The following is a 13816-nucleotide window of genomic DNA, read 5'->3' on the forward strand; positions in this document are numbered from 1 at the left end:
ATGTCAACGACTTTAGAAATTATTACAACGACTGTGTTGTGGGCGATCACTGCAACCTGCCTGGTTGCCGCACCGGGTCTGCCCATCGCCTATTTACTGGCACGTCACCAGTTTCCGGGGCATCGTATTCTTTCAACCTTATTAAGTTTACCAATGGTGCTACCTCCCACCGCTGTCGGCTTTTTACTGCTGCAGCTATTGGCTGACCGCGGCCTGCTGGGCAGGGAACAGCTAGGCATCGATCTTGACATCCTCTACACTTGGAAGGCAGTGGTGCTGGCCTGCAGCGTGATGGCCGCGCCATTGGTGATACGGACGGCACGTGTGAGTTTCGAAGAGGTCGACCCGGAGCTTGAACAGATGGCACGCACCTTAGGATACAGCCGTTTGAAAAGTTTCATACGCGTCACCCTGCCCCTAGCTTGGAAGGGGCTACTCGCTGCTGTGCTACTAGGCTTCACGCGTTCATTAGGTGAATTCGGAGCGACAGTCATGATCGCGGGTAACATTCCAGGAAAGACGCAAACCCTGGCTTCAGCAATCTACAGCGCGCAGCAATCGGGCAAAGATGAGCGCGCATTACTCTTGGTCGCCGTCGCGCTTTTGGTCGGATTCGTGGCAATTTTCCTAACTGAGATTTGCTTGCGTCCTAACACAAAGAACAAGGGGCTAACACGATGAAGCCTTTTTACAAATTCGACTTTCAACTGCCTCTGGGAGCGTTTGATCTGCACCTCAAATGCCAATCTCAGGCGACCATGCTGGGCTTGTTTGGAGCTTCCGGCTGCGGTAAAAGCAGCAGCCTCAAAGCAATTGCCGGTCTACACAAAGCCTTCGGCACCATTCGCTGCGGTTCCCATGTGCTGCTCGACAGCAATCTGGGCATCGACCTGGACCCGGCGGAGCGAGCGATCGGCTACGTGCCACAGAATCACTGCCTCTTCCCTCATTGGAACGTAAAGCGTAATCTGCTTGCGGGCCAACGACCTGGACATTGCGATGCACTCGCACGTAAGCAACGCTTCGAAGAAGCGGTCGCAATCCTGGAACTCGCCCCGCTGCTGACGCGCCGTATCCATCAACTATCCGGAGGTGAACGACAACGCATTGCACTCGGACGCGCGCTATGCGCCATGCCGGATCTACTGCTGCTGGACGAGCCAATGGCCTCATTGGACGCCTCGCTGAAACAACGCATCCTCCCCTTTTTACTGCGCGTGCGCGAAGAACTCGGCATGCCCATGATCATCGTCTCGCACAACCCCATCGAACTACAATTACTTTGCGAAGAAGTGATCGTCGTCGAGCGCGGCCAGGCCACGACTCAAGGGAGTCCACTGGAAGTCTTTACCCAGGCTCAAATCTATCCGGGCATCGCCACCGCCTTCGAAAATATTTTAGAGCTCAACATAATCGAACAAAATCCAGAACAAACGCTAGCCTGTCTACAGGACGCAAATCCAGCCCAACCGATCGTTCTAGCGCCGATTCCCGGCCCCAGCAGAAGTCATATCCGGATTGGCCTCGCCGCCAGCGATCTGCTCATAGCGCTGACACCACCAGTTGGCATCTCCGCGCGCAATATTATAGCCTGCCGAATCAATCGTATTCAAAACCTGCCAACAGCCTGCCTGGTCATTGTGCAGTTACAGACGACCACTCCCACAGAAATCGCGGCCGAGCTCACATCCAGCGCCGTACAGGAACTCGGTCTGACTCCCGGCATGGATACTTATATCGTATTCAAGAGCAATGCCGCTCGCCTCTACTTATAACGGCTCAGCTCAATATCGTATTTCTTCACTCGCAGCCCCATCTTACGTTCAGTCAACCCAAGACGACGCGCCGCCTCTGCCATATTGCTACCGGTATCCTTAAGCGCATCGATGATCATCTCTCGCTCCAGCGCGACCATCGCATCCTCCAAAGTACAGATCTCCCTGGTTTCCTTCGCCGATTTCTTTTGCAGTGTCGGTGGTAGATGGTGCGCTTTGATCGACTGCCCCTTAGCTAACAGCACGGCGCGTTCCATACAGTTTTCAATCTCCCGCACATTACCTGGCCAATGGTAACTGACCAACAAATCAATCGCCGCAGAGGAGATGCGCATCGCTTTGACTCCTTGCCGTTTGGCATATTTCTCTATAAAATAGTCGGCTAGAAGCATCACATCACATTTCCGGTCGCGCAGCGCAGGCATGTAAATGGGGAAAACATTGAGGCGGTAATACAAATCCTCACGAAAGCTTCCATCGGCGATCATCTCTTCCAAATTTCGACTGGTGGCTGCAATCACTCGCACATCGACCTGCATGGTCTCCTGACTGCCGACGCGCTCAAACTCGCGCTCTTGTAAGACACGCAGTAACTTCACCTGGGTTGCGGCTGAGATATCCCCAATTTCATCCAGGAAAATCGTGCCCCCATTGGCCAACTCAAAGCGCCCTTTTCGCATGGATAGCGCGCCGGTGAAAGCTCCTTTTTCGTGCCCAAACAGTTCACTCTCGATGATCGAATCTGGCAGGGCTGCACAGTTCACTTTCACAAAGGACTTATGCTTACGATCACTTTTCTCATGCAGCGCTTTGGCCACTAGCTCCTTGCCCGTCCCGCTTTCACCGCGGATCAATACGGTGGTGGTGCTCTGCGCCACTTGCTCGATATGATAATAGACGGTGCGCATCGAATCCGCGGTCCCGATCATATTTTTCGGGCGAAAATCCTGGGCCATCGCCTCCTGCAGACGTGTATTTTCGCGACGTAAGCTCTGGATTTGCTCTGCAGCATCTTGTCGCAAGCGCGCCGCTTGCGCGATCACGGATGCGATCATTGTCAACAAACGAAGATCCGCCTCCCAGCCTTGCCGTGAATTACGCGGCCGCTCGACACTCAGCGTGCCGATGACTTTCTCGCCAAACTTGAGCGGCACACTGATCAACCCAGTGCCGGCATCAATCTGCAGGCCATCCGACAACTTCGGCCGTTCCGCATCCTCAGCGATCCATTCACGAAAGTTCGGTGTCACCACTGGCGCCGCCTTGTCTACTGTGCGTTGAAGCAAAGGGTGGATCAATTCGAAGTACTGCGAGGCGGGCACCGTGCGCGGCACTCCGATCGCATCAGAGAGCAAAATCTGCCCATCATCCCGATTCAAAATCGCAATCATCCCTCGCTCCATTCCCATCATATCGCGTAGACGGCGCAGCAAGGGCTTCACGATTTCCGACAGATCGAAGCTTTTATCCAGGGTCTGACTGACGGCAAACAGTAAGCTTAACTCCTGCACCGAGCGACAGTGCACACCGAAACTTCGATCCAGCATCTCAAATGACGGTCCATCGACCGCTAGATCACAGTCTTTACCTCTACATTTTGTAGTTAAACTCATTCACAGAATCACAGCTTAAAGGATGCCTGACTGCTGAGAATGCACGCCTTTATCCATGCTTTTCGACAGTTTTACATATCAATTAGAAGCGCTAAGCCAACCGATAATAGCCCCTTTTGAAAAACGGTCAGCAATCCAAGACCGCGAATCCTACATTTACGTAGGATTAATGACTACCGCACTACCTAAATGTAGGAAAAGCAGAGGCTGCAGAATGCCCTCGGAACAGAAAAATCGAGGCAGTAAAACCCAGAACAAATACATCACGTTCATAAACAGCACCTTACAAGACACATGAAATTATTGGCACGCAGTCTGTTAAGAGTGTTTCCGAGTCACAACCACTCATCACTCAAAAACAAATACATATTATGGTCACTACACTTGAAGAACCTACGGCAGAAAAAGTCGTTGAAAAAGCTATGCGCAAAGTCGCCATCTACGGGAAAGGTGGTATCGGCAAATCCACTACAACACAAAACACGGTCGCCGCTCTTGCTGAAATGGGCAAGAAGGTGATGGTCGTCGGATGTGATCCGAAAGCGGACTCCACCCGATTACTGCTCGGCGGCCTGGCGCAACGCTCCGTGCTCGATACGCTGCGTGAAGAAGGCGAAGACGTGGAACTGGAAGACATCCGCTCGGGAGGCTTCTGCAACAGCCTCTGCGTTGAATCCGGCGGACCTGAACCCGGTGTGGGCTGTGCCGGCCGCGGCATCATCACCTCCATCAACATGCTCGAACAGCTCGGCGCTTACGACGCAGAAAACGAGCTCGATTACGTCTTCTACGATGTGCTCGGCGACGTGGTCTGCGGCGGTTTCGCCATGCCGATCCGTGAAGGTAAAGCGGAAGAAATCTATATCGTCTGCTCGGGTGAAATGATGGCGATGTATGCAGCCAATAATATCTGTAAGGGGATTCTTAAGTTTGCAGAGACGGGTGTCGTCCGCTTGGGCGGCCTGATCTGTAATAGTCGTAACTGCGACCGCGAAGCGGAAATGATCGAGGAATTTGCGAAGCGCCTCGGCACCCAGATGATTCACTTCGTCCCACGTGACAACGATGTGCAACGCGCGGAAATCAATCGCAAGACTGTGATCGATTGGAATCCGGACTGCGGCCAGGCCAGCGAGTATCGCACCCTCGCGGAGAATATCGACAAGAACACGATGCGCGTGATCCCCAGTCCGCTCGAAATCGAAGAATTGGAACAGCTCCTCATGGAGTACGGCCTCTTTAGCTAGGCCGCCATACGAGGGGGCGGGTGAATCCTCCCTGCCATGAAGTGTGCCCGGCCCCCTTTTTTCCATTCAAATAATCCATCATCTCTCATTTCCACATTATCATGTCCGAAGAAAGCAATTCAAGCACACCGCCCATGGGCCCCACTGGCCCGAGTGCGGCTGAGGCTCGCGAGCAAATGCTCGACATCTATCCGAAGAAGACCTTGCGCAAACGTAGCAAGCAAATCCTCGTCAACGAAACTCCCAGCACTCCCGCAGAGATCGGAGCCAATAGCCGCACGGTGCCAGGCATCATCACCCAACGGGGTTGTTCATACGCCGGCTGTAAGGGTGTGGTCATCGGCCCGATCTACGACGTCCTCCACATCACCCACGGCCCCATTGGCTGTGGCTGGTATAGCTGGCTCTCCCGCCGGAATATGAATAAGATCCGCAAGGAGGGGGAAACGAATTATCTGCAATACAGTATGTCCACTGACATGCAGGAGGACCACATCGTCTTCGGCGGAGAGAAGCAACTGGAGCAAGCGATTCAAGAAGCTTACGACGAATTTAAGCCCAAGGCCATCAGTGTCTATGCCACCTGCCCGGTGGGGCTGATCGGTGACGACATCCACTCGGTCTGCCGCAAGATGAAGGAAAAGCTCGGCATCAATGTCTTCGGATTCTCTTGCGAAGGCTATAAGGGTGTCAGCCAATCCGCCGGTCACCACATCGCCAACAACGGTGTGTTCAAACACATGATCGGTCTCGACGACACGCCTGTTGATTTCAAATACAAGATCAATATCCTCGGTGAATATAATATCGGCGGGGACGCATGGGAGATCGACCGCATCTTCGCGCTCTGCGGGATCAAGATCATCGGAACTCTCTCCGGGGGCGTTAGCTACGACGACATCACAAATTGCCACATGGCGGATCTCAACGTGGTCATGTGCCACCGCTCGATCAACTACATGGCGGAGATGATGGAGACCAAGTTCGGCATCCCATGGTTCAAGGTCAACTTCATCGGCATCGAAGGCACCAAGAAGTCGCTGCGCAAGATCGCCCAATACTTTGGTGACAAAGCACTGATCGACAAAGTCGAGGAAGTCATCGCCAAGGAAATGTCCGAAGTGCGCCCTGTGCTTGAAGACGTGACCACACGCACGCAAGGCAAGACAGCCGCCCTCTTCGTCGGTGGCAGCCGCGCACACCACTATCAGGATCTGTTCAACGACATGGGTATGCAAGTCATTGCCGCCGGTTACGAATTCGCCCACCGGGACGACTACGAAGGTCGCGATGTATTACCAAGTATCAAAGTCGATGCCGACAGTCGTAATATTGAAGAGCTCAAAATCGAAGCCGATCCCGAACGCTACAACGCCAGCCATGCGGAACGTAAGAAGTCACTGGAAGAGGCCGGGTTCACCTTCGAAGATTACGAGGGCATGATGCGACAAATGGCCAAGGACACTCTGGTCATCGACGACATCTCACACCACGAATTGGAAAAGCTGATCGAGCTCTATAAGCCCAACGTGATCGGCTCCGGCGTGAAGGATAAATACGTCATCGAGAAGATGGGGGTACCTTGTAAGCAACTCCACTCCTATGACTACGGGGGCCCCTACGCGGGCTTCAAGGGCGCGATCAATTTCTACAAGGAGATCGACCGCATGACCTCGTCCAAGGTCTGGCAACTCACACGCGCTCCCTGGCATGAGGCTGGTGACGCGCCTGCCACGGAAACTGCCGAAGTTCCCGTCGGTGCATAAACTGAAACCGATCACTCAACACCAGGAGAACTTATACTATGTTAGAAGGAACCACTGCAGAAATCCGCGAGCGCAAAGCACTTCGCGTCAACCCGGCAAAGACCTGCCAACCCATCGGCGCGATGTATGCCGCCCTCGGGATCAACAAGTGCATGCCGCACTCACACGGCTCGCAAGGTTGCTGCGCCTATCACCGCAGTCATTTGACCCGCCACTACAAGGAACCGATCGTCGCCACGACAAGTTCCTTCACTGAGGGCGCCTCCGTCTTCGGCGGACTCGCCAACTTGAAGACCGCCTTAAGTAATATCTTCACCATCTATCAACCGGATATCGTCGCGGTGCATACCACCTGCCTATCCGAAGTGATCGGTGACGACATTCCAACCATCATCAAGAAGTCCAAGGTCGAAGGCATCATCCCTGAGGGCAAGATCGTCATCCATGCCAATACTCCGAGCTTCGTGGGCAGCCATGTGACTGGCTTCGCCAATCAATGCGAAGCCTTTGTCAAATATCTGGCAGAATCCAGCGAAGAGACAAAGAATGTGATGAACCTCTTCCCCGGCTGGGTGGAACCGGCCGACATGCGCGAGCTTAAACGCCTCGCTTCCTTGGTCGGCGTCGAGTTCATCATGGCGCCCGACACCTCCGACGTGCTCGACTCTGCCATGGATGGCAAATACGAGATGTATCCAGACGGTGGCACCACAGTGGCTGACCTCAAGGCCATGGGCGACAGCTTCCTAACACTGGCACTCGGCCCACTGGCCAGCACACCGGCGGCCACGACCTTGGAGAAAAAGTGCAATGTGCCGCACAAAGTATTGGAGCTACCGATCGGGGTCAGCGCGACCGATGCCTACATCGATGCGCTCCGCCTCGCCGGCGACACCAGTGTGCCCAAGGAGCTGGAGCGCGAGCGTGGCCGCCTGATCGATATGATCAGCGACATGTCGCAATACCTGCACAAGAAGAAAGTCGCCATCTTCGGCGATCCGGACCACATCACCAGCATGGTGAGCTTCCTGGTCGAGATCGGCATGGAGCCCGCCATCATCGTCACCGGCACTCCGGGCAAGAAGTGGGAGGCAAAGATCAAAGAGATCTGTAAGCCAGTCAACGAAGACGTCGTCGTGCACGCCTTCAGCGACATCCACTATCTCCACCAATGGGTCAAAGCTAACCCGGTCGACCTGCTCATGGGCAACACCTACGGCAAGTTCGTCGCGAAGTCAGAAAACCTTCCATTCGTCCGCTTCGGCTTTCCGATCCTCGACCGTGTCGGCCACCGCGCCTTCCCAACACTGGGTTACACGGGCGCCATGCGACTGATTGAGAAAATAACGGATGCCTTCTTTGACAAGCGCGACCGCGAAGATGCCGATCAAGACATCGAACTGGTACTCTAAATCAGCGCTCAAGACATCCACTCAAAACGAGATTCAACTTAATATGAACAATACCGAACTCACCAAAGCACTCAACGTCATGCTGGCTGATATGCACATCATGATCGCGAAGCTGCATAACTATCACTGGAACGTCTATGGTATGCAGTTCTACACGATCCACGAAATCACGGAAGGTTACTATGACTACTTCTTTGGACTATTCGACGACGTCGCCGAACGCCTGCTGCAACTGGAAGCCAAACCGGTCGCCACAGTCAGTGGTTATTTGGAATTAGCCACACTCGAAGATGAAAGCGGAGACCATTTCAAACCTGGTTTCGTGATGGAAAGCCTGATCAAGGACTTCCAGCATTTCATCGATTCCGCGAAAAAAGCGGAGGGCCTCGCCGAAGGCGACATTCCAACTCAGGACATGCTAAGTGGCCTGATCATCAAACTCGAAAAGGAGATTTGGCTAATCAAATCTACACTAGGTAAATAAATTAAAACGGCATTTCGGATGCCCCGGGTTCAATGACGTGCCAATAAAATCACTCATGACACGAAAAAACACGTCATCGGGCCCGGTTCATCCCACTCATAATAACCGTCACAAGAAATTGTTGAAATGAATCCTTCCATCCAAGCCGCCCTCACCGATCAAGCCAACCACGAGCTTTACGCTGCTCACGCCTATCGTGCCATGGCAATCTGGTGCGACGATCAAGACTACAACGGCTTCGCCAAGTTCTTCTTTGCACAAGCCGCCGAAGAACTGGAGCACGCAGACAAATTTATTCGCCACTTATTGGACCGTGGTGTCATGCCCAAACTCACTGCACTGGAGGCACCCACCGTCGAGTTCACCAAACTGATTGAAGTCGCGCAACTGGCCGAAACGCTCGAGCAACGCAATAGCGCCAACATTCACCAATGCTACGCCATTGCTCAAGAGGTGCAGGACTTTGCCTCCTATCCACTGCTACTAACACTCATTGAAGAGCAAGTCGAAGAAGAGTCTTGGGCAGCCACTATGGTCACGCTGACAAAGCGCGCCGAATGCTCCGGAGCAATTTACAATCTCGATCGTCATATCGTTAAAGAACTGAACGCTGCTGACGCAGTGTAATGAGGAATACCGAAACTAGAATTAGGAACGCGGACATGCTGCTGACGCAGCGTAATGAAGAATACCGAAACCAAAATTACGAAAATTCAAACAGTGCCACTACGCACAGTCAATCAGTGGCACTGTTTCGAATGATTGAAGAAAAAATAAGATTCAATTCATGAGCTTCTTTCCACAATACGAGCGAATGATCCCGACAATCGGGAACTGCCTTGGCCATCATACGCAGCCAGTGCTTCGTCTCGCGGGATTCTTTCCGACAATAGGAAAGCTTATGACGAAATTCTTTTTTCGTGTGCGCATCGTCTGCTTCGCAGTAGTTAGCCCCCACACTCGTGCCCGCTCGAACCAACTGATCGATCAAGGAACGCGTAATTTGATTCACCGGAATGCCCTGAGCAAAGGCAATCACATCTTCGCCAAAGACCGCAGTCCGCTCCTCCAAGTCATACTTGCGCTCCCCATCCATCCGAGCAGCAAGACTGCAGAAACAAAGAGAAATGTCAACAATGCGAAGCATAAGCTAAGCACCGCAAGCAAAAGCTTTCCTAATTCAAGTTCCCACATTCCTCATTCCTACCCCGCCATTCCTCATTCTGGTTTCCACATTCCTCATTCCTCCCCCGCCCACCGACTTCCACTTACCGCTACAGCAGCCATATGACACCAGACCAAACAGGCGAAAGCATCCACGTTCTTGACGACAGGGCGGCTCAAGTCTGGACCAAAGGATCCGGCAAGGAGTTTGCTTGTGACCGCAAGAGCACTGCCGGCGCCGTCACGCAACGCGCCTGCGCATTCTGCGGCTCACGTGTCGTGCTCTACCCCATCGCCGATGCACTGCATATCGTGCATGGTCCGATCGGTTGCGCCGTTTATAATTGGGACATCCGCGGTGCCCTCTCCTCGGGACCGCAATTGCATCGCAACAGTTTCTCTACCGATCTGGCAGAAAAAGAAGTGATCTTCGGCGGCGAAAAGAAACTCAAAGCCTCGCTGATCGAGTTGATCGAGTTTTATAAGCCTAAAGCCGCCTTTGTGTATTCGACTTGCATTGTCGGTTTGATCGGTGACGACGTCGAAGCCATTTGCAAACAAGTCACGCAAATGACTGGCATCGACTGCATCCCCGTCGACTCTCCAGGTTTTAAAGGCACCAAAAAAAGCGGCTACCAAGCCGCCTGCGAAGCTGCTTATAAACTGGTCGGCACCGCTAAGACTGATGGCATAAAAAAGCACAGCATTAACCTGATGGGCGAATTTAACATCGCAGGTGAGGCCTGGATGATACGCAAATACTTTGAACGCATCGGCGTGCAAGTCGTGGCCACCATCACCGGCGACGGCCGCGTCGATGACCTGCGTCGCTGTCATGGGGCATCACTGAATTTAGTGCAATGTTCCGGCTCAATGACGCACCTGTCCAAACTACTGGAAGACAAGCACGGGATTCCCATGAAGCGTGTCTCCTTCTTCGGCTTCGAAGACACCGCTCAAGCACTTTACGATACCGCAGAACATTTCGGCGATTCCGAGATGATGGCCAGAGCCGAGGCACTGGTGCGCGAAGAAATCGCCAAGTATGCGCCCAGGATCAAAGCCTATAAAAAGCAACTGAAGGGAAAGAAAGCAGCACTCTATGTCGGAGGCGCCTTCAAGGCCTTTTCCCTCGTGCTGGCACTGCGCGCACTCGGCATGCAAACCGTGCTAGCCGGCACACAGACTGGTAACGCCGAAGATTACGAGCAACTCAAAGAGATCTGCGACCCCGGCACCGTCATCGTCGATGACTCCAATCCACTCGAACTGGCCAAATTCGTATTGGAGAAGGACGTCGATCTCTTCATCGGAGGCGTCAAAGAGCGCCCCATCGCCTACAAGCTGGGCGTTGCATTCTGTGACCATAACCACGAGCGCAAGATCCCACTGGCCGGCTTCGAGGGCATGTTGCACTTCGCCGATGAGGTCGCCCGCAGCGTGCTCAGCCCCGTTTGGAAATTCGCGCCGCGCCGGAGCTTCAAAACAAACATCCACCTAAACCCAGGCAACGATTGATCGCAACGAATACAGATTGCACCACCACCGAAGGCACACCTGCCCTCGGCCCTGAGCCCGAAGCCGCCACTCGTAACGCCTGCAAACTCTGCGCCCCACTGGGTGCGGCCATGGTCTTTAAAGGCATCCGCGGCTGCCTCCCCTTTCTACACGGCAGCCAAGGCTGCGCCACCTATATCCGTCGCTACATGATCAGCCACTTTCGCGAGCCGGTCGATATCGCCTCTTCCAGCTTTAGCGAAGACGACGCGATCTTCGGAGGTGCCCGCAATTTTGAATTGGGGATCGAAAACGTCATCAGCCAATACCAGCCCGAACTGATCGGCGTCGCCACCACCTGCCTCTCTGAAACCATCGGGGATCACATGCTCGGCATGATCAAGACCTATCAGGATAATCACCAAGCGGAGGGTCCCCCACTGGTGCATGTATCCACACCGGCTTACAGCGGCACCCATAGCGACGGCTACTTTGCCACCACGCTGGCGATCGTTAAAAAATTCGCACTACCGTCCAATTTCCGCCTGTCCCATCGTGTCAACATCATCCCGGCCATGATGTCCTGCGCCGACCTGCGCCATCTACGCGAGCTCTGCGAGCGCTACGGGCTCAGCAGCACACTGTTACCAGACTACAACGCCACCCTGGAAGGCGGCAGTTGGGACGCCTACCACCGCATCTCTCCCGGCGGCACTTCACTGGAAGAGATCGAAGAAATGGGCGCCTCCACAGCCACACTCGAGCTCAGCCACAGCCAAGCGAATGTGAAACAAAGCGCTGGCAGCTATCTGGAAAGTGCCTGTGCCGTGCCGCTCCATTCACTCGGCTGGCCGATCGGCATTCGACTCAGCGACCAACTATTCACTTCACTATCCGAGATCTCCGGTCGCGAAATGCCCTCGGAGATCGCCGATGAACGCGCCCGCCTGGTCGATGCCTACGTCGACGCCCATAAATACGTATCTGGAAAAACGGCCGCCCTCTATGGCGAACCGGACTTTGTGATTGGGATGGCCGCCTTCCTCAGCGAGATCGGCGTCCGCCCCATCCTCTGCGCCACAGGCTCCAAAACACCACAATGGAAAGAGCTGCTCCACAACGAAATCGAAGGCGACATGGCCGATGTCGAGGCACTCGCTGGAGTCGACCATGCCAAACTTGCGAGCCGGACCCGCGAGCGCAAGCCAGACCTCTTAATCGGCTCCAGCAAGGGCTACCCTCTCGCGCGTGAATTAGGCATCCCACTACTACGCTGTGGCTTCCCTATTCACGACCGCATCGGCGGCCAGCGCCAACTCTATGTCGGCTACCGCGGCACTCAGCAAATATTCGACCGCGTGGTCAACGCCTTCCTCGAAGCTAAACAAGAGTATTCGGAAACTGGATACAGCTACCTATAACCATCACTCATTAAAAGCATTTATACCATGAGCACAAACGACGCACCGAAACCTTCAAAAATTAACTTAGACAACCATCCTTGCTTCAACAAGGAGGCTTGTTCGACCCACGGGCGCATTCACCTGCCCGTCGCTCCGAAGTGCAACATTCAGTGCAACTACTGCAACCGCGACTTCGACTGCGTCAACGAAAGCCGCCCCGGCGTCACCTCCACCGTGCTATCCCCCGGTCAAGCGCTCGCCTATCTCGAAAAGATCATGGAGAAGCGGGACGACATTGCTGTGGTCGGCATCGCAGGCCCTGGAGATCCTTTTGCCAATGCAGAGGCCACCATGGAAACGTTTCGTCTGGTGCGTGAGGCCTTCCCCGAAATCATCCTATGCCTATCCACCAACGGGCTGGGCTTGACCGAAGACTACGTTAAGCAACTCGCAGAGCTACAGGTCAGCCATGTCACGATCACCATGAACGGCACCGACCCCGAAGTCGCGGGCAAGATCTACGCTTGGGCTCGTGACAATACCCGCATCTACCGTGGCACAGCTGCTGGCGAACTAATGATCGAGAAGCAACTGCAAGCCATCCGCTGGATCAAGCAATACGGCATGATTGCCAAGATCAACTCGATCATCGTCCCTGGCGTCAACGACGAGCACATCCCGGAAATTGCCAAACAAGTCTCTGGCATGGGGGCCGACATCATGAACTGCATTCCGCTGCTCCCCACCAAGGACACCGCGTTTGAAAATTTGACCGAGCCCGACGCCAAGATGCGCTTCGCACTGCGCCTGAAGTGTGGCGACTACGTCAACCAAATGACACACTGCGCGCGCTGCCGTGCCGATGCGATTGGCAAGCTCAGCGAGCCAATGTCTGAAGACATCCACGAACTCATCCAATCGTGCTCGCGCCTCCCCATTAATCCCAAGGAGAACCGCCCTTACGTGGCAGTGGCCACCCGCGAAGGCATGTTGGTCAACCAACATCTCGGTGAGGCTCGCGAGTTCACCATCTTCGGCATCGATCCAGAAGACGAAGAAGAGTTCATCCAAATCGAGACCCGTCCCGCCCCGGCTCCTGGCGGACGTGACAACCGCTGGGGAGCGCTCTCCGACAGCCTCAATGATTGCCGCGCGATTCTCGTCAACGCAGCGGGCTCTTCGCCCAAAAATGCACTCACCAAAGCGGGCATTCAAGTCATCGAAATGGCCGGCATGATCGATAATGGCCTCAGCCATATCTTCCACGCCCAGGAACTCGCCCCCTCTCTGCGGCGCGAATTCAAATCCTGCGGTGCTGGCGTCACCTGCGGCGGTGACGGCACCGGCTGCGGCTAAATACAAGGTAGATGACATGGGAGTTTATCAGGAGCGTGGAAACGCTACAGTGACAAACTTATGCAAAACCCCACATCATCTACGAACATCAATAAGAAC

Annotated in this window: 12 protein-coding genes; 10 read left to right on the plus strand and 2 right to left on the minus strand. The window is 54.2% G+C overall.

Going from position 1 to position 13816, the window contains the following annotated elements:
• Window positions 1-681: a molybdate ABC transporter permease subunit gene (gene modB, locus QEH59_RS04825; RefSeq protein WP_308984221.1), complete on the plus strand. Its 681-nt coding sequence runs from the start codon at window positions 1-3 to the stop codon at window positions 679-681.
• Window positions 678-1775 carry a molybdenum ABC transporter ATP-binding protein gene (locus QEH59_RS04830; protein WP_308984222.1) on the plus strand — a complete coding sequence of 366 codons (1098 nt, stop codon included), beginning with the start codon at window positions 678-680 and terminating at the stop codon, window positions 1773-1775. The genes modB and QEH59_RS04830 overlap by 4 nt, the downstream gene beginning before the upstream one ends.
• Here the strand turns inward: QEH59_RS04830 and QEH59_RS04835 are convergent.
• Entirely contained in the window at window positions 1766-3388 is a 1623-nt protein-coding gene (locus QEH59_RS04835; RefSeq protein ID WP_308984223.1) for a sigma 54-interacting transcriptional regulator, read from the minus strand. The two genes, QEH59_RS04830 and QEH59_RS04835, sit on opposite strands and share 10 nt — an antisense overlap.
• A 422-nt stretch (window positions 3389-3810) precedes the next feature.
• Here QEH59_RS04835 and nifH point away from each other — a divergent pair, with 422 nt between their 5' ends.
• The 5 genes from nifH (at window position 3811) to QEH59_RS04860 (ending at window position 8924) form a co-directional block, all read left to right on the plus strand.
• On the plus strand, window positions 3811-4635 hold the full coding sequence (gene nifH, locus QEH59_RS04840; RefSeq protein ID WP_345785325.1) for a nitrogenase iron protein: 825 nt from the start codon (window positions 3811-3813) through the stop codon (window positions 4633-4635).
• A 101-nt stretch (window positions 4636-4736) separates the two neighbouring features.
• Complete coding sequence (gene nifD, locus QEH59_RS04845) at window positions 4737-6401, plus strand: nitrogenase molybdenum-iron protein alpha chain (RefSeq protein WP_308984225.1); 1665 nt, start codon at window positions 4737-4739, stop codon at window positions 6399-6401.
• A gap of 38 nt (window positions 6402-6439) precedes the next feature.
• The gene (gene nifK, locus QEH59_RS04850; protein WP_308984226.1) at window positions 6440-7813 is read left to right on the plus strand and encodes a nitrogenase molybdenum-iron protein subunit beta; all 1374 of its coding nucleotides are present in this window, start codon (window positions 6440-6442) and stop codon (window positions 7811-7813) included.
• A gap of 43 nt (window positions 7814-7856) precedes the next feature.
• On the plus strand, window positions 7857-8297 hold the full coding sequence (locus QEH59_RS04855) for a Dps family protein (protein WP_308984227.1): 441 nt from the start codon (window positions 7857-7859) through the stop codon (window positions 8295-8297).
• Window positions 8298-8423: 126 nt separating this feature from the next.
• Complete coding sequence (locus tag QEH59_RS04860) at window positions 8424-8924, plus strand: ferritin (protein WP_308984228.1); 501 nt, start codon at window positions 8424-8426, stop codon at window positions 8922-8924.
• A 109-nt stretch (window positions 8925-9033) separates the two neighbouring features.
• On the opposite strand, the gene QEH59_RS04865 is transcribed toward QEH59_RS04860, so the two are convergent.
• Entirely contained in the window at window positions 9034-9444 is a 411-nt protein-coding gene (locus QEH59_RS04865; RefSeq protein ID WP_308984229.1) for a four helix bundle protein, read from the minus strand.
• A 140-nt stretch (window positions 9445-9584) separates the two neighbouring features.
• On the opposite strand from QEH59_RS04865, the gene nifE reads away from it, so the two are divergent.
• From nifE to QEH59_RS04880, 3 genes are read left to right on the plus strand one after another with little or no spacing between them, the layout of a single operon-like run.
• Window positions 9585-10979: a nitrogenase iron-molybdenum cofactor biosynthesis protein NifE gene (gene nifE, locus QEH59_RS04870; RefSeq protein ID WP_308984230.1), complete on the plus strand. Its 1395-nt coding sequence runs from the start codon at window positions 9585-9587 to the stop codon at window positions 10977-10979.
• Window positions 10976-12379 (plus strand): nitrogenase component 1, encoded by a 1404-nt coding sequence (locus QEH59_RS04875; protein ID WP_308984231.1) that lies wholly within the window; start codon window positions 10976-10978, stop codon window positions 12377-12379. The genes nifE and QEH59_RS04875 overlap by 4 nt, the downstream gene beginning before the upstream one ends.
• A gap of 27 nt (window positions 12380-12406) precedes the next feature.
• Window positions 12407-13717, plus strand: a complete 1311-nt coding sequence (locus QEH59_RS04880; protein ID WP_308984232.1) for a radical SAM protein — start codon at window positions 12407-12409, stop codon at window positions 13715-13717.
• The last annotated feature ends 99 nt before the right edge of the window (window positions 13718-13816 follow it).

The organism is Thalassobacterium sedimentorum, from assembly GCF_031127905.1.
Lineage (GTDB): Bacteria > Verrucomicrobiota > Verrucomicrobiia > Opitutales > Coraliomargaritaceae > Thalassobacterium > Thalassobacterium sedimentorum.